General features: G+C 59.7%; 17 protein-coding genes. 7 read left to right on the top strand and 10 right to left on the bottom strand.

Annotation, left to right across the window (positions count from 1 at the left end; translation table 11 throughout):
• Positions 1-19: 19 nt before the first annotated feature.
• Positions 20-847, bottom strand: coding sequence for a DUF815 domain-containing protein (locus D6851_RS13665; RefSeq protein WP_120325458.1), 828 nt, complete (start codon positions 845-847; stop codon positions 20-22).
• Positions 848-873: 26 nt separating this feature from the next.
• Between D6851_RS13665 and D6851_RS13670 the strand changes: the two genes are divergently transcribed.
• Positions 874-1,815 carry an L-threonylcarbamoyladenylate synthase gene (locus tag D6851_RS13670; RefSeq protein WP_120325459.1) on the top strand — a complete coding sequence of 314 codons (942 nt, stop codon included), beginning with the start codon at positions 874-876 and terminating at the stop codon, positions 1,813-1,815.
• Positions 1,816-1,821: 6 nt separating this feature from the next.
• Here D6851_RS13670 and D6851_RS13675 read toward each other — a convergent pair whose 3' ends face one another.
• The 6 genes from D6851_RS13675 to D6851_RS13700 form a co-directional block, all read right to left on the bottom strand.
• A complete protein-coding gene (locus D6851_RS13675; RefSeq protein ID WP_183030101.1) occupies positions 1,822-2,460 on the bottom strand; it encodes a head GIN domain-containing protein in 639 nt (212 codons plus the stop codon).
• Positions 2,461-2,691: 231 nt separating this feature from the next.
• Positions 2,692-3,225, bottom strand: coding sequence for a CarD family transcriptional regulator (locus D6851_RS13680; RefSeq protein ID WP_120325461.1), 534 nt, complete (start codon positions 3,223-3,225; stop codon positions 2,692-2,694).
• A 240-nt stretch (positions 3,226-3,465) separates the two neighbouring features.
• Positions 3,466-4,344 (bottom strand): YihY/virulence factor BrkB family protein, encoded by an 879-nt coding sequence (locus tag D6851_RS13685; RefSeq protein WP_238474107.1) that lies wholly within the window; start codon positions 4,342-4,344, stop codon positions 3,466-3,468.
• A gap of 45 nt (positions 4,345-4,389) precedes the next feature.
• Complete coding sequence (gene fdxA, locus D6851_RS13690) at positions 4,390-4,728, bottom strand: ferredoxin FdxA (protein ID WP_120325462.1); 339 nt, start codon at positions 4,726-4,728, stop codon at positions 4,390-4,392.
• 26 nt (positions 4,729-4,754) lie between these two features.
• Positions 4,755-5,045: a S4 domain-containing protein gene (locus tag D6851_RS13695; RefSeq protein WP_120325463.1), complete on the bottom strand. Its 291-nt coding sequence runs from the start codon at positions 5,043-5,045 to the stop codon at positions 4,755-4,757.
• Positions 5,045-7,555: a helicase-related protein gene (locus D6851_RS13700; protein ID WP_120325518.1), complete on the bottom strand. Its 2,511-nt coding sequence runs from the start codon at positions 7,553-7,555 to the stop codon at positions 5,045-5,047. Before D6851_RS13700 ends, D6851_RS13695 begins: the two co-directional genes overlap by 1 nt.
• 235 nt (positions 7,556-7,790) lie before the next feature.
• On the opposite strand from D6851_RS13700, the gene D6851_RS13705 reads away from it, so the two are divergent.
• Genes D6851_RS13705 through D6851_RS13725 form a run of 5 tightly spaced genes read left to right on the top strand, consistent with a single transcriptional unit; the run spans position 7,791 to position 11,938 of the window.
• Positions 7,791-9,458 (top strand): M23 family metallopeptidase, encoded by a 1,668-nt coding sequence (locus D6851_RS13705; protein ID WP_120325464.1) that lies wholly within the window; start codon positions 7,791-7,793, stop codon positions 9,456-9,458.
• 50 nt (positions 9,459-9,508) lie between these two features.
• Complete coding sequence (hemB, locus tag D6851_RS13710; protein ID WP_120325465.1) at positions 9,509-10,504, top strand: porphobilinogen synthase; 996 nt, start codon at positions 9,509-9,511, stop codon at positions 10,502-10,504.
• Positions 10,497-11,084, top strand: coding sequence for a GNAT family N-acetyltransferase (locus tag D6851_RS13715; RefSeq protein WP_120325466.1), 588 nt, complete (start codon positions 10,497-10,499; stop codon positions 11,082-11,084). Before hemB ends, D6851_RS13715 begins: the two co-directional genes overlap by 8 nt.
• Before the next feature lie 28 nt (positions 11,085-11,112).
• Positions 11,113-11,679 (top strand): gamma carbonic anhydrase family protein, encoded by a 567-nt coding sequence (locus tag D6851_RS13720; RefSeq protein WP_120325467.1) that lies wholly within the window; start codon positions 11,113-11,115, stop codon positions 11,677-11,679.
• Positions 11,660-11,938, top strand: coding sequence for a DUF167 domain-containing protein (locus D6851_RS13725; protein ID WP_120325468.1), 279 nt, complete (start codon positions 11,660-11,662; stop codon positions 11,936-11,938). The genes D6851_RS13720 and D6851_RS13725 overlap by 20 nt, the downstream gene beginning before the upstream one ends.
• 64 nt (positions 11,939-12,002) lie before the next feature.
• Here the strand turns inward: D6851_RS13725 and D6851_RS13730 are convergent, their stop codons facing one another.
• Positions 12,003-12,662: a YoaK family protein gene (locus D6851_RS13730; protein WP_120325469.1), complete on the bottom strand. Its 660-nt coding sequence runs from the start codon at positions 12,660-12,662 to the stop codon at positions 12,003-12,005.
• A gap of 285 nt (positions 12,663-12,947) precedes the next feature.
• Here D6851_RS13730 and D6851_RS13735 point away from each other — a divergent pair, with 285 nt between their 5' ends.
• A complete protein-coding gene (locus tag D6851_RS13735) occupies positions 12,948-14,078 on the top strand; it encodes a Fic family protein (RefSeq protein WP_120325470.1) in 1,131 nt (376 codons plus the stop codon).
• Positions 14,079-14,151: 73 nt separating this feature from the next.
• Here the strand turns inward: D6851_RS13735 and D6851_RS13740 are convergent, their stop codons facing one another.
• Positions 14,152-15,747: a cisplatin damage response ATP-dependent DNA ligase gene (locus D6851_RS13740; RefSeq protein ID WP_120325471.1), complete on the bottom strand. Its 1,596-nt coding sequence runs from the start codon at positions 15,745-15,747 to the stop codon at positions 14,152-14,154.
• The gene (locus D6851_RS13745) at positions 15,747-16,751 is read right to left on the bottom strand and encodes a ligase-associated DNA damage response exonuclease (protein ID WP_120325472.1); all 1,005 of its coding nucleotides are present in this window, start codon (positions 16,749-16,751) and stop codon (positions 15,747-15,749) included. The genes D6851_RS13740 and D6851_RS13745 overlap by 1 nt, the downstream gene beginning before the upstream one ends.
• Positions 16,752-16,801 lie beyond the last annotated feature (50 nt).

Here is a 16,801-nt window from a genome sequence, read left to right on the forward strand (position 1 = left end):
GGCTTCGGCGGTATGATTGTCAGAACTGCTTGCCTGCGCGTCCGGCCAGCTCGGTAATGAAGTGCCGGGCGATGCGGCCTGAACGGGCACCCCGGCGGCGCGACCATTCCAGCGCTTCGGCCTGATCCCATTCCAGGCCGAGCTTGCGGGCATAGCCATCGATAATGGCGAGAAATTCATCCTGCGTGCAGGCATGAAAGCCAAGCGAAAGGCCGAACCGGTCGGCCAGTGCCAGATTGTCGTCCACCGCATCGCGGGGATTGAGCGGATCGTCCTGCTCGGAAGCATGGCGATCGACAATGGCCCGGCGGTTGGACGTTACTGCCAGACGGACATTATGCGGGCGAGCCTGTACGCCGCCTTCCAACCAGCTGCGCAGATGACGCGGCCCGGCAGTATCTTCCGCCCCGAAACCGAGATCGTCGATAAAGACGAGAAAATTGCGTGCTACCTCTCCCAGTTCGGCGAAGAGCGAAGAGAGGGTCGGCAGGGCATCGGTTCCGACCTGTACAAGCGCGAGACTGCCCGGATAGGCTATCTGGCTGTCGAGCACCGAAGCCCGGACCAGAGCGGATTTGCCCATGCCGCGCGAGCCCCAGAGCAGCATGTCATGCGCGGCATGACCGCCCGCCAGACGCTGCACATTGGCGACCACCGCTTCCTTCTGGCGGGTAATGCCTTGTAGCAATGCCAGATCGGGAGCGTCCATCGTCGAAACGGCAAGTGCGCCATTTTCTGTCCAGATATAAGCGGGCGACGCAAGCCAGTCGGTCCGGTTGCGGGGAGGGGGCGCGAGCCGCTCCAGCGCAGCCGCGATCCGTTCGAGCAGTTCAGGTTGGTCTTTCATGATCGTCTGCCCTATAGCGCCGCCTCATGGGCGGCAAGCACACAGCTGACATACTCCCCCCGGATGCGGGCGGTATTGCGCAAGCGGCAGAATTGTTGCGGGCAGGGCGGCTTGTCGCTGTTCCCACAGAGACAGTGTACGGACTGGCTGCCAGAGCCGACCGTGTCGAAGCGGTGGCCGCGATTTACCGCGCTAAGGGTCGCCCCGATTTCAACCCGCTGATTTCCCATCTGGCACAGATAGAGCAGGCTGAGGCACTGGCGATGCTGGATGAGCGGGCGATGCGCCTGGCTGACGCTTTCTGGCCGGGTCCGATGACGCTTGTTCTGCCTGTCAGAGAGCCTTTGGGTGTCGTACCAGCTGTCACAGCCGGGCTGCCTACGATTGCATTACGCATGCCCTCTCATCCGGTCATGCGGGCCTTATTGCAGCAGTTCGATTTTCCGCTGGCCGCGCCATCGGCCAATCGCAGCGGTTTTATCAGCCCCAGTCGCCCCGAACATGTTCTGCAATCGCTCGGTAACAGGGTGGATGCGATTCTCGATGGCGGTCCCTGCGTGCAGGGGGTGGAATCGACCATTATCGCTTTGCGACCCGATGGATGGCAGATTCTGCGCCCCGGACCGATTACGCAGGAGGATGTCAGCGCTTTGCTCGGGCCGCCTTTGCAGGTTGAAACGGACACGATAGAAGCGCCCGGCCAGATGACGAGCCATTATGCACCGGGAAAACCCGTCAGGCTTCATGCTGAACAGGCACGCAGCGATGAATTCATGATCGGTTTCGGCCTGGTGGCAGGCGATGTCACTTTGTCGGAAACCGGCGATCTCGCGGAAGCGGCTGCACGCCTCTATCAGTGTTTGCATGAAGGAGCCGCCGCTTCACAGCCGGTCATTGCCGTTGCACCGATTCCGCAGCACGGTCTCGGTGCAGCGATTAATGATCGTTTACGGCGCGCCGCAGCCTGATATCTTTTAATCCCCGCCGCAGCGTAAACTGCCCGATCCGGCAGACTTAACCGAACACTGAGCCCGCCCGCGAACATCCACATCGCCCGATCCGGCAATCGATCCTTTAACGTTACCATTGGAATAGATCTTCACGTCGCCCGACCCGGCAATGCTGATATCGGCATTATCGGCTTCGAGCTTATCCAGGTCGATATCCCCGCTGCCGGCAATTTTCGCATCGAGCGCCCGTACGTGGCCGCCGCCACGAATATCGCCTGATCCTGAAATCTTGATTGCCAGACTGCCACTTTCGATGGAGTCGACATTCACATCGCCCGATCCAGACAGCGCAATCTGAGTGGCATCGCCGCGCATTTCGGTTGCGGCGATCTTACCCGATCCGCTTAGTTTCAATGCCGAAGGAGGAGGCATCGTCAATTTGATCGCGGCAGTTCCTTCTGCCTCGCCACCTGGATCGTTGCGGCCGACCACAAGCTGGTTATCTTCGAAGCGGAAGCGCAAGGCTTTTTGAGCCGATTCACTGCCCGATACCGAAATGGCGGGAGTACCGGTCTCGATAGTGAGATCGTCAGGACCGGCCAGTTTAACCGAATCAAAAGGCTGGCTGCGCAGGTCCAGCTCGCCGAGAGTCTGGCCATCCATCTTCATCCCTCCGTTGAATGATGAACAGCCTGTGAGTGCGACCAAGCTGAGCCCGATGAGGGCGAATAAGGGTTTTCGGGTGCATCGCATGAATCTTCTCCTTGCTGCATTGCTGTTATAATACAGCGGTGCGGGGCAGCAGCAATGACACCGGTCGATCCCTGTCGACGCTTCACAAAAAAGGCCGCCCCTTTTCAGAGGCGGCCTTTTTATCCCGGAACGGATGAAGAATCAGGCTTCTTCGGTGTTCTCGTAATATTGCGGTGCATGTTCGTTGAGCACAGCGAGAATCTTTTGCAGCGCTGCAGGCTCATCGGTCTCTTCCATAGCAGCCAGTTCGCGCGCCAGACGGCTGGAAGCCGCTTCGAAAATCTGGCGTTCGGAATAGCTTTGTTCGGGCTGATCGTCCGGACGGAAGAGATCGCGGGTCACTTCGGCAATCGAAACCAGATCGCCGGAATTGATCTTCGCTTCATATTCCTGCGCGCGGCGGGACCACATGGTCCGCTTGATCTTCGGTTTGCCTTTCAGCGTATCCATCGCTTCTTTCAGCGTTTTGTCGCTGGAAAGCTTGCGCATGCCGATGGATTCGACCTTGTTGACCGGAACGCGCAATGTCATGCGTTCTTTTTCGAAGCGAAGCACATAGAGTTCAAGCTGCATGCCGGCGATTTCCTCGCTCTGCAGCTCGATGACGCGACCCACGCCATGCTTGGGGTAAACGACATAATCTCCGACATCGAAGGCGGGCGCATTGGCAGCCATTTACTTTCCTTTCCTAGCCGGGCAGACTACCCCTGACCGAAAAACGACCCATGCCCCGCAACAGAAATCGGTTGCCGGATTGCACTTTTCGGACGTGAGTAGGGAGCCTGCCTTCCTGTTCAGGCTGTCACCCGGGGGATATAATAGGCGACAGTTGGCGCATTATATAGCATATCGGTAATAAAATTACCACCCTGCAACTGTCTGACAAAAAAGGCCTCTGTTTTCCGAACCGGTTTTTCAGCTTCGGCCGTGTTCGGGACTTTCCAGAACAGCGTCCAGTTCTGCGCCGAAAAGCAGGACATAGGCCGAGAAATAGAGCCAGGTCAGCAGCACGATCACCGCGCCGAGCGATCCATAGGTTGCATTGTAATTTCCGAAATTGGAAACGTAATATCCGAAGCCATTGGTGAGAATCATCCAGCCTATCGCTGCCAGCAATGCACCGGGTGTGAACCACCGGGCGGTTGAACGGTCGCCCGCCGGGCCGAATCGGTAGAGCGCTGAAGCGCCGATGATTCCGGCCAGGAGCAGGACGCCATAGCTGACGCTTTTGCCGAGAAAGGCGGAGGAGCCGGAGATATCGGGCACCATGGATGTGAGGGCAGACAGCAAAGTGGTTGCTGTCATGGCGATTCCGGCGCCCAGAATGCCGCAAACCGTCATTCCCAGCGCGAGCAGATTGGAATGGAAAAAGCCGCGCTTCTCTTCGCAATTAAAGGCGATGTTGAGCGCGATAACGACCGAATTGGCAGCCTTGCGCGCCCCGAACAGGGCGATGCCGAGCGCGATGGCGAGGCCGATCCCTTTCTTGCCCGAAGAACTCTGCACCACCGCTTCGAGCTGGCCGCTGATAAGCTGCGTGCCGGGACCGGGTGCCATTTCGGCCAGCGCCTGAATATGCCGGGTGACTGTCTGCGTATCGACGATCAGCCCGTAGGACAGCACGACAGCGCCCAGCAACGGCACGATGGCGAGGAAGATGAAATAAGCGACGCCGGCCGAGACGATCCCGACATTATCCATTCCCGATGCCCGGAAGGCTCCGAAAATTGCCGATCGGGGTGTGGCAGCGAGACTTTTCCAGGGGGAGAAGCCGGCTGTCGGATCATCGGTCACGCCCAGCCTGCTCCTTTATTGCCCATGAGAGAGTGAAAGTGGCGATCAGTCGCCTTCGCCGGGTTCAGGCGAGAAGAACTTATCGAACTTGCCCTCTTCATTCTGCATCTCGTCCGCGTCTTCGGGCGGATCCTTGCGCTCGGTAATATTGGGCCATTCGGCCGAATATTTGGTGTTCACCTCAAGCCATTTTTCGAGATCGGGCTCGGTATCGGGAAGAATCGCTTCTGCCGGGCATTCCGGCTCGCATACACCGCAATCGATGCATTCGCTGGGGTTGATGACGAGCATATTCTCGCCCTCATAGAAGCAATCGACCGGGCAGACCTCGACGCAGTCCGTATATTTGCAGCGGATACATGCGTCGGTGACGACATAGGTCATGGCTGCTTCATCCCTTTCTTAAATTATCAAAAATGCGAATCACGGCCTGCTATGGCGATTGTCCCGCCAGCGTCAAGTTCCTCATAACAGGAACGGGCCTCCGCCGGCGGGCCGCGTCGTGCCGGAAGGGCAGTCAGCCGCACCACCAGAACCCGCTTTGCCAGTGGCAGAGTTAGAATATCGCCGATCGCCATGGGCTGATCGAGCCGGGTGACCCGTTTGCCGTTGCGGCGAATATGGCCTTCCGAAATCCAGCGCTGTGCTGCGCCCCGCGATTTCGCGAAGCGCAGAAAACACAGCAACCGGTCGATCCGCATTAACGGACGAGATCCGCCAATGCCGCGAAAGCATTGCCTTCGCGCGGTTTCGCGGGCTGATTGTTGCGGCGCGGGGCCTTGTCCTTGCGGATCGGGCGCCAGCTCCACAGCACCGGAGCGGGTGGACCATAGGCGCCCTCGGGCAGTTCCTGCGCCTTACCGGGCCGGAAGCCCGCATCGCGCATCAAGCCGGTGAAATTTTCTGGCAAAAGACCCATGGAAGTCGGCAGAGCCATATCGACGGGAAAATGCTTGCCACCGGCTTTGGCGCGGCTTTCATGCGCGGCGCGGAACAGCTTTTCAGCCATATCGACGCGAATAGCCTGCCGCCCGGCCCGGCGATAACCGGCCGGGGCCTGCTTGGCACCGGGAATCACCGCTTCCATCGCTTCGCGCAAAGGCCGGCGGTCCACGCCGAGGCCACGCAAGAGCTTGCGCGGGCCGGGTTTGAGCAGCATCGGTACATAAACGTCGAGCGAACCGATATTCACCCCCAGTTTGCGCAGAAAGGGGCGCTTTTCTTTCGGAATCTGCGCAAGACCGGCAGCTTCGCGATGAATCGTGCCGGCCTTGTCGGCCAGAGTGAGCAGCAGCGCGCGCACTTCGCTCCCCGCTTCGGGATCGCCCGCCGCTTCTTCGATCTTGCGCAGCGGCGCGAGCGTGGCGAGCTGATTTTCCAGCCATACTTCCAGCGCATTCTGCAACTGAGCCTTATGGGCGGGCTCCAGTGCATCCATTTCGCGCGCCAGAACGAGCCGCGGTCGGCTGGCGGTTCGCCCCTTTTCGAGCGTGGCGATGATCTGGCCGTCGCGCCAGATTTTGCCCTTTTCGATCGTGAGCGATCCCAGTTCGTTTTCGATCATGACATTGGCCTTTTGCCCCAGCAATTGCGGCAGATGTTTTTCCGCCGCCGCCAGCATGAGGCGCCGGTCCTCATGATTAGCCGAGGCATCGACCACGAAGCGGAAGCCTTCGAGATGGCCGATCGGCTCATCTTCTACTGTCACGATATTCTCGTCGGTCAGCGCTACGCGCATCAATCCTGAATCCTTAGCCATGGTCTTCATCAATATAGCAGTTCGCCGGTTGACGAAACGCTCCTTCAATCTTCCGTGCAGCGCGTCGGACAGACGCGCCTCCACAGCCCGTGCACGGGCTGCCATTTCATCGCGCGCCAGTACCCAGTCGGGGCGCTGGCAGATATAAGCCCAGCTGCGAATGGCAGCGATCCGGCCCTGTAGCGTGTGAATGTCGCCCTGAACACGGTCAAGCTCGGCAATTCTTGCCGCAACGAAATCCGCCCCCAGAAAACCTTCGCGCAGATCCTGCCACAAACGGGTAACGAAACGCGAATGGGTTTCGGCCCCCTGCTGGCGAAAATCGGGCAACTGGCACACTTCCCAGAAGCGCCGCACCAGGCCTGAGCCTTTGACCGAACGGGCAATATCGGGAAATTCGGCAAGCCTCTTCAGCACGGCGAGATCGATCGCCTCGGGCGCAGGCGCCAGCTGCGGATGGTCGGGCCTTTCTTCGAGATCGGCAATCAGCGCGCCGAGTGAATGGATATGCGGTTCGGCCTCACGCCAGAATAATTTGGTAACCGGCGCAAAACGGTGTTCCTCGATGGCGAAGATTTCTTCTTCGGTGAACTCCGCCCCGTCGGCGCCCTTGGTGCCCGCAAGGGTGCCGAAGGTCCCGTCGCGCTGATGCCGTCCGGCACGTCCGGCGATCTGGGCCATTTCGGCCGGTACCAGACGGCGCAGCCGCGTCCCGTCGAATTTGGAAAGACTGGCGAAGGCCACATGGGTGACATCGAGATTGAGACCCATGCCGATAGCATCGGTGGCGACGATATAATCCACTTCGCCCGACTGGAATAATTCGACCTGCCGGTTGCGCGTTTCCGGGCTTAGCGCGCCCATCACCACCGCCGCGCCGCCGCGAAAACGCCGCAGCATCTCGGCCACCGCATAAACCTGCTCTACCGAGAAGGCGACAATTGCCGAGCGTGGGGGCAGGCGCGACAATTTGCGCGACCCTGCATGGGTGAGCGTGGAAAAACGCGGCCTTTCGGTAATCTCCACGCCAGGGATCAGCGCCCGGACAATAGGTTCCATCGTTGCCGAGCCGAGCAGCATGGTCTCTTCACGGCCGCGTGCATGGAGCAGCCGGTCGGTGAAAATATGGCCACGTTCGTGATCGGCCGAAAGCTGCACTTCGTCCAGCGCCACGAAAGCACGTCCGCCGCCATCGCGCGGCATGGCTTCGGCGGTGCAAAGCAGATAACGGGCATTGGGCGGTTCGATCCGCTCTTCGCCGGTAATCAGCGCAACTTCGCTGTCCCCCTTGATCCTGCGGACCTTATCGTAGACTTCGCGCGCCAGCAGACGCAACGGAAAGCCGATGGCTCCGCTCGAATGGCCGCACATACGCTCAATGGCGAGATGGGTCTTGCCCGTATTGGTGGGCCCCAGAACGGCGCGCACCCGACTGTCGGAAGCTGCGGACATCACAATGCCTGCGAACTTGGCGATTTCGAAGCGCTCCCGCAAGGTGGTTCCGGCAGTTTGCCCCAAAATGGAGGGGATTTGTCGTGTTTAAGGACAAATTTACTTTATTCCCTGACGGCTCATGGCATGGATAAGAGGCTTTGCGGCCTGGGCAGGATAATATGACAGGTCTGGCGGGCGCGGATTATGGACGAATGAACCGGATGGATCGAACGGATCGCAGGGGAGGGCTGTAATGCTGGATCGTAACGATCTTGCAGGCCTGCATCATGCGGGCGACAGGACAACGGGTTATCGCTCGTCCGGTAATGAAGAAGCCGATCATGAATCGACCTTTCGTGACGAGGCACCGCAAACGCTGCATCTTCGCCGTTCGGATGCTCATCCGATTCAGCATCGCCGCCGGCAGGATACGTCCTGGGGCGAAGCTTTCCGCCACTGGCGCGATTCGCTTTCCGACCGTTTCGAAAAACTCGATCTGGCGCCCGATCTGGCGCAGAATATCGGTTCCGCCCGCTGGCTGCGCGGGCTGGCTACGCTGATCGTATTATGCATGATTGCGTTTTTGTGCTGGCCCGATTTCGCACCGGTGGAAGCGGCCCCGGCGATGAAAATCGATGATCGCGCGCGCGATGAATTTCGCAGCCAGATGATTATGCCGCTGGCGCTTGGCGGCGATAGTGGCCGCCATATGGGCGCGACCCGTTCGGTCGTTCCGCTGGCAGCAGCGCCTGAACGCCCGAGCCTCGAATTTGTCGCCACACTGAGTAAGGGAGACAGCTTTGCCCGCATGTTGCAGCGGGCCGGAATCGGCAAAGAAGAGGCCGGGCACCTGGCCGATATAGTCGGGAAGGCCATGCCGCTTTCCGATATCGAGCCGGGAACGCAGGTGGATATCGTGCTGGGTCGTCGACCGGCGAAAAATATGCCGCGCCTGCTCGATTCGCTGTCTTTCCGCGCCCGTTTCGATCTGCAACTGGCGGTGGAACGGCGCAACGGGCGGCTGCAGCTCGCACCGCATCCCATCCGGGTGGACGATACGCCGCTGCGGGTGCGCGGCGAGGTGGGGGCGAGCCTCTATCGCTCGGCCCGTGCGGCCGGGGCACCGCCGCGGGCGATTCAGCAATATCTGCGCCAGATGGGGCAGGAACTGAATATTCAGCGGGATATTAAAAGCACCGATCAGTTCGATCTGATGCTCGATTACAAGCGCGCTGCCACGGGCGATGTAGAGCCGGGCGATCTGCTATATGCGGCGATCATCCGCGATGGCAAACCGGTGAAGCAGTTAATGCGCTGGGGAGAGAAGGACCGGTTCTTCGAATCCTCAGGCGAAGGTGTCGAACAAAACGGGCTGATGGCGCCGGTTCCGGGATATGTGACCTCGCGCTATGGAATGCGGCGCCATCCGATCCTCGGCTATAAGCGGATGCATGCAGGGATGGATTTCAAGGCGACCTATGGCACGCCGATCCATGCGGCGAGCGATGGCAAGGTCGTCTATGCCGGGCGCCATGGTGGCCATGGCAATTTCGTAAAGCTCGATCATGGCGGCGGGCTGGCCACCGGCTATGCACATATGAGCCGGATTGCAGTGCATGCCGGGTCCTATGTCAAACGTGGGCAGGTGATCGGTTATGTCGGCTCTACCGGGCTCTCCACCGGGCCGCATCTTCATTATGAAATGTATCGTAACGGGCATACGGTGAATCCCGCTTCGGTGAAATTCGTCCAGCGCGCGCAACTGGCGGGAAGCGAACTGGGTTCTTTCCGGGCCGAAATGGCGAAATTGCAGACCATACCGGTCGGTGCCGCGCTGGAAAGCCTGCCGCCCGATCCGGCCATGCAGGGCGGGGCCGAAAGGGAAATCGACCGGGTCGAACAGCCGCAAAAACTCGATTGAGGCAATTCACCCGATTGAAGCCTTTCCTTCCATAGGGCAGGAAGGCCGGCATGACTCAGAGCTATCCTGCAACCCGCCTTCGCCGGTCCCGCGCCACGGCCTGGAGCCGTGCCATGCATCGCGAAACCTGTCTCACTGCCGATAATCTCATCTGGCCGCTTTTCGTGACCGAGGGGGACGGCGTGGAGGAGCCTGTTTCCTCTCTGCCCGGCGTTTCGCGCTGGTCGCTCGACGGGATTGCCGCAAGGGCGCGCGAAGCGGTGGAACTGGGCATTCCCTGTCTGGCACTGTTTCCCAATACTCAGCCCGAACGGCGCAGCGATGACGGGGCCGAAGCGCTCAATCCCGATAATCTGATGTGCCGTGCCATCCGGGCGATCCGCGATGCCTGCGGCGATTCCATAGGTATTCTTACCGATGTCGCGCTCGATCCCTATACTGAACACGGGCAGGACGGGCTGATGGATAATGGCGGCTATGTGATGAATGACGCCACGGTTGAGGTGCTGGTGAAGCAGAGCCTCAATCAGGCGCTGGCCGGAGCCGATATTATTGCGCCGTCCGACATGATGGATGGTCGCATCGGTGCGATCCGGCAGGCGCTGGAAGATGATGGCCAGCACAATGTTCAGATCATGTCCTATGCGGCGAAATATGCCTCGGCCTTTTACGGTCCTTTTCGCGATGCCGTGGGGTCGCGCGGCCTGTTGAAGGGCGATAAGAAGAATTACCAGATGGACCCGGCCAATGCGGAAGAGGCTTTGCGCGAAGTCGCGCTCGATCTCAGCGAGGGGGCCGACAGTGTGATGGTCAAGCCGGGCCTGCCCTATCTCGACATCGTGGCCCGCGTGAAAGAGCGGTTCGAAGTGCCGGTCTTCGCTTATCAGGTGAGCGGCGAATATGCGATGATCGAGGCCGCCATTGCCGCCGGTGCGGGCGATCGCGAGGCGCTGGTGATGGAAACGCTCACCTGTTTCCGCCGTGCGGGCTGCGCAGGCATCCTCACCTATCATGCGCCGCTTGCGGCCAGGCTGCTCAATGGCTGAATTCCGCCTCGAAACCGAACGGCTGGTCCTGCGTGACTGGCGCGAGGAGGACTGGGTGCCGTTCTATCGCCATACCAACACGCCCGAAGTCATGCGCTGGCTGGGCGGGGCAATGGATGCGGAAAAATGCGCGGCGCAGCGGGCCCGGCTGGAATCCTATCGCGCCGATCACGGTTTCACTTTCTGGGCGGTGGAGCGCAAAGCGGATGGCGGCGATCTTGCCGGTGAACTGCTCGGTTTCTGCGGGATGAAACGGAGCAATCAGGAAGGCGCGCCACTGGGCGATATGGAAATCGGCTGGCGGTTCCGGGAGGATAGCTGGGGCAAGGGCTATGCCCGCGAAGCGGCGCAGGCCTGCATGGATGCCGGGTTCAAACGTTTCGGTGCGCCGCATATCGTCGCTCTGACGGTGGCAGGTAATAAAGGCAGCTGGGGGCTGATGAAGCGCCTCGGCATGATCCGCCGCGAAGATCTCGATTTTCCGAGTGAGGATTTCGAAACTCATGGGACGATTATCGTCTATTCTATCACGCGCGATGAATGGCAGCGGGGCAAAAGTGCCGCTGCCGCGGTGCAATGAGGCGTTATTGTAAACGGAGAGAGTCAGTATGACCCAACATCCCGGAGCCCTGATCCTGCCCTTCGAAGGCAAGGTACCCGATATTCATGAAAGCGCCTTTATCGCGCCGGGTGCGCGGATCATCGGCGATGTCACGATCGGGCCGGACGCGTCCATCTGGTATAATTGCGTGCTGCGCGGCGATATTAACCGCATCGTGGTCGGTGCGCGCAGCAATGTGCAGGATGGCACGGTGATCCATGTCGAAGGTCCGCGCCCCGATACGGAGGGCAATCCCACGCTGATCGGCGATGATTGCCTGATCGGCCATATGGCGACGGTGCATGGCTGTGTGCTCGATAATCATGCCTTTGTCGGCATGGATGCGGTGGTGATGGACGGCACGCGGATCGCCCCGCACGGTATGCTGGCGGCTGGCGCATTGCTGGCGCCGGGCAAGACCATTCCCGAACGGGAAATCTGGGCTGGCCACCCGGCGGAAATGATGCGCGAATTGTCGATTGCCGAGGCCGAGAAGATTGCTTTTCAGAGCCAGCGTTATGTCGAACTTGCCCGGCGGCACAAGGCGGCGCTCCATGGCCAGACCGAAGCCTGATTTCCCGCCCGCCGAGGCCATTCTGGCGCTGTGCGACGGGGAAGGGCGGCTGGCGCTGCGCGTTACTCCCGGCGCGAAGGTGGAGGGGATCGAGATTGCGGCGGGCCGCCTGACGCTCAAGACCCGCGCCAAGCCCAAGGATGGCGAGGCTAACGATGCGGTGGTGGCGATGCTGGGCAAGGCGCTGGGCCGTGCCCCTTCGCGCATCCGTCTGATCCGGGGCGAAACCGGGCGCGAGAAGATGGTGCAGATTCAATAGGGCGCAGATCCGGCTGGTGGCCTGACGGCAGGGCTTGTGCCGAGCCTGGCGACCGGAATCCGCCTTATTCGCCCTCGTGATGAATGGTCGGATCGGGGCCGATGCGGATCGCGGCGAGCATGGCGATGAGCGAAAGGGCGCAGGCCAGTGCCACGGCCCGCCCGCCATACTGGCTGTAAGCGAGCGCGCCCGCTACCGCGCCGCTCGACAGGCCGAACCACAGCGCCAGCAGCCCGCCGAAACCGGGCACCTCCTTGCCGCACAGCCAATAGGCCAGCCCCTGCCCGAAGCGGACCAGCGCGCCGGTCATATAGGTAAGGCCGAAAGGGCTGCCGCCATCGCGCTGAAAACTGTTATTGAGCGCCCCCATGGCGAGCACCATGCAGCCGACCGACAGCGCCACCGAGCCGAGCGCATAGGCCAGTGCCCCGGCAAGCAGCAAAGCGGTGACGAGAATCAGCACATTGCGGGTCTGCTGCATCCCGCTTTTCAGTGCGACCACGCCGCCCCCCAGCACGCCGAGCACGAATCCGCCGATCAGAAGCGCCGGAATCCGCGCCATGGCGGTATCGGTAATCAGATCGACCGCCAGCCTTGTCGTATTGCCCGACATGAAGGAGACGAAATAGCCATTGGCGGAGAGAAACCCCACGCCATCCACAAAACCGGCCAGACCCGCCAGCCCGATAGCCAGGCGGCGCTGCGGAGGAGAAAGACGCTGCATGGGAAGAGGTCTTAGCCCGCAGTGAGGTGAGGCTCAATCGGGGTTGGAAGGATTAGTTTCAGCACAGGTTGGTCTACCATAGTTTATGAAAAGCAGCATAGGGATTGACCTTTCACAGGCAGAGTAATGAAAAGTCTACTTTCCACTGATTGATTCGTGAAAGGCAAACAGTCTTTTGAGGAATCTTTAACAAGCGGCTTAAAGCTCACTTTACACAAAAATTTTGTGTAAATAAAAATGCGGCTTTACTTTACACAAATGGCGGCACTGAGCTAGAGATGAGCAATGCTTCCTTGCGTACCAGACAACCTGCCGCTCTTAGACCTCCGCTGGCGAGAGGTGCTTCCTCTTGTAGGAAGAGCAAACGCTGCGCTTGCTCGCTATGACGGAATGCTTCAGACATTACCTAATTCAGCGATTTTACTCTCGCCTATTACTGCAAATGAAGCCGTCTTATCTTCGAAAATTGAAGGTACACAAGCTACTCTGGATGAGGTTCTTGAGGCGGAAGCGGGTCTGATTACGTCGGAAACGCGGCGAGGAGACATCGAAGAAATTAACAACTATCGCGCTGCTGTGGGTATAGCTGAAGCTGCTTTGGCAGACCGGCCGATAACCTTGTCGCTCATCCGCGAGGTCCACCAACAACTTCTTCGAGGAGTTCGAGGGCGAGACAAAACGCCAGGAAAATTTCGGGATGACCAAAATTGGATCGGCCGGCGAGGGGACACGATCGACAAGGCTCGCTTTGTGCCTCCTTCTCCAGTCACTTTGTTTGGTGCGCTGGAGAACTGGCAGGATTATATCGGTTTAGAGTCGGAAGATCCTGTACTCCAAACGGCGGTCGCTCATGCCCAATTCGAAATTCTTCATCCGTTCAAAGACGGAAATGGTAGAATCGGACGTATGCTCATCCCACTCATATTGTACCAGCGATGCGCACTCTCCCGACCGATGTTTTACATGTCGGAATACCTAGAGGCTCACCGCGAAGACTATTATGACCGCCTATTAGGTATTACCGATTACCAAGATTGGCATGGATGGATCACATTTTTTCTACAAGGAATGATCGAGCAAGCAGAGGCCAATCTCCGGAAGGTGAAAAGCATTCGTGATTTATATGAAGAGAGCCGTAGAACGGTCGTTGAGCTGACGCATTCTCAGTTCGCGATGGCCGCTGTCGATGCCTTTTTCACTCGACCTATTATTTCAGGAACTGCGTTCGCAGATGCTGCAGGCTTCAATAATAGAGTGACCGCAAACAATATGCTTCGACAGCTTGAGACCAATAGTCTCATCACTAAAATCCGCGATGGTAGCGGAAGAACGCCTGCGATCTATGCGTTCCCGCAGCTCATTAATATTGCAGAAGGAAAGCCTGTTTTTAAGGAGATTGAGCCTCGCCTTCTCTGATTCCTTGCCTTCTCAGGTTATAAATTTTGGGAATTACACCAAGCGCTGATTACATAGATCCACCCCAAAACTCTCAATCCCGCACCATCGCCCTGAGCGTTGCAATCCGGTCCGCTTCATGCGGCGGTTTGTCTTTGCGGATGCGGTGGATGCGGGGGAAGCGCATGGCGAGGCCCGACTTGTGACGTTTGCTCGCATGGACGGAATCGAAGGCCACTTCGAAGGTGAGGCTCTTATCGGTCTCGCGTACCGGGCCGAAGCGGTTGACGGTGTGCTGGCGGACATATTTGTCGAGCCATTTCAGCTCGGCATCGGTGAAACCCGAATAGGCCTTGCCCACCGGCAGCAGTTCGGCGCCTTTATCCGGATCGCCATCCCAGCAGCCGAATGTATAGTCCGAATAGAAGCTGGAGCGTTTGCCACTGCCGCGCTGGGCATACATCAGCACGCAATCAATCAGCAGCGGATCGCGTTTCCACTTATACCACAGGCCCGTCTTGCGCCCCGCGACATAGGGGGAATCGCGGCGTTTGAGCATCAGCCCTTCAATCGCATCGGCGCGGGTGCCTTCGCGGATCTGCGCCAGATGGGCAAAATCGCGTGCTTCCACGATCTGCGACAGGTCGAAGCGGGTGGCGGGCAGGCGGGGCAGAAAGGCCTCCAGCCTCTCCCGCCGCCGTTCCCAGGGAAGCGCGCGCAAATCCTCCCCCTCCAGACCCAGCGCATCATAGAGCCGCACAAAGGCCGGCAATTCGCTCAGCATCTTTTTGCTGACATTTTTGCGCCCGAGCCTTTGTTGCAGCGCGTTGAAACTGGCCGCGCCGCCTTCCTTCCCGCCCTGATGGCCGCCCTGTACCAGCAATTCGCCATCGAGCACGGCAGGGATCGTCAGCGCTTCGGCCATTTCGGGGAAAGTGGCGGTGATATCGTCGCCGGACCGCGAATAGAGCCGGGTTTCACCGCCTGCATGAACAAGCTGCACGCGAATCCCGTCCCATTTCCACTCCGCAACGTAATCGGACAGATCGACCGTGCCGTCTTCGAGCGGATGGGCCAGCATGAAAGGACGGAACAGCGGCATATTCTCTGTATCGGGCGGGGCTTTACCATGGGCGGCCCAGTCGAACAGCTCGGTGTAAGGCGGGGCGATGCCGTGCCAATATTCCTCCACATCATCGACCGACACGCCAAAGCTCTGCGCAAAAGCCACTTTGCCAAGCCTTGCCGAAATGCCGATCCGCATGGCTCCAGTGGCCAGCTTGATAAGGGCATAGCGGCCCGACACGTCGAGCCGGTCGAGCAAGGCGGGAAGGTCGTGCTGTACGGTGGCGCGGGTCATGCCCTGCAACAGAGCGACCGTTTCGGAAACGGTGGGCGCGGGCGGGGTTTCGCCCGGCGGATCGGGCCAGAGCAGGCTGGCGGTTTCCGCCGTATCGCCTACGAAATCGCGGCTTAGCGACCATAGCAGCGGGTCTACCCGTTCTGTCATCAGATTGCGGATAGTGCTGGCTTTGACTGCCTTGAAATCGAGCCCGTCGGTTAGCGCGGCGAGTGCCCAGCCCCGGTCCGGATCGGGCGTTTCGCGCAGATATTCGCCAATCAGCGCCAGTTTGGTATTGCGCGAGGAAGTATAGACCAGCGCATCGAGCAGGGCGGCGAAACGCTCCATCAATCGTCCTCATCCTCATAGCCCACCAGCGCCAGCGCGCGGGCACGTCGCTGATGGAGCTGGCACCAGCGCAGCAAAGCCTCTTCCCGGCCATGGGTGATCCAGCTTTCCTGCGGGTTCACTTCCTCGATCGTGCGGGTGAGTTCGGCCCAGTCGGCATGGTCGGAAATAATCAGCGGCAATTCCACATTGCGCTGCCTTGCACGCTGGCGCACGCGCATCCAGCCAGAAGCCATGGCGGTGATCGGATCGGGCAGGCGGCGGCTCCAGCGATCATTCAGGGCCGAGGGCGGGCTGATGACGATATGGCCGCGCATCTCCTCCTTGCTGTGGTCGGATACGAGGCGAAGCGGGCCCAGTTCCACGCCGAAATCCTCATAGAGGCGGCACATTTTCTCCATCGCACCGTGGAGATAGATCGGCTGATGATGGCCGGCACGGCGCAATTCGGCGATCACCCGCTGCGCCTTGCCCAGCGCATAGGCCCCCACCAGCACGCAGGAATCCGGGTGACTGGAAAGGCGGGCCAGCAGCCTGGCCATTTCCTCCTCAATCGGGGGATGGGTGAAAAGCGGCAGGCCGAAAGTCGCTTCGGTGATGAAGATGTCACAAGGGGTGACTTCGAAAGGGGCGCAGGTGGGATCGGGGCGGCGTTTGTAATCTCCGGTAATGACCACGCGTTCGCCCGCATGTTCGAGCAATATCTGCGCCGAGCCGAGCACATGGCCCGCCGGGATATAAGTGGCGCGAACATTGCCGGGCAGGGTGATCGTCTCGCCATAATGCACCGGCTGCGCGCCCTGATCGGTATTGTAGCGCAGTTTCATGATGGCCAGCGTTTCGGGCGTGGCCATAGTGGAGCCATGCCCGCCGCGCGCATGATCGGCATGGCCGTGCGTCACCAGCGCCCGCTCCACCGCGCGGGACGGATCGACCCAGCAGTCGGATGGCACAATATGGATCCCATGCGGCTCGGGCCGGATCCATGAAAAGGGCGCGCTCATAGGGTATGAAATGGTCGGAAGGGGAGCAGAGTTCCCCAATTGTTCCACGC

The sequence above is a fragment of the Altericroceibacterium spongiae genome, from assembly GCF_003610805.1.
Lineage (GTDB): Bacteria > Pseudomonadota > Alphaproteobacteria > Sphingomonadales > Sphingomonadaceae > Altericroceibacterium > Altericroceibacterium spongiae.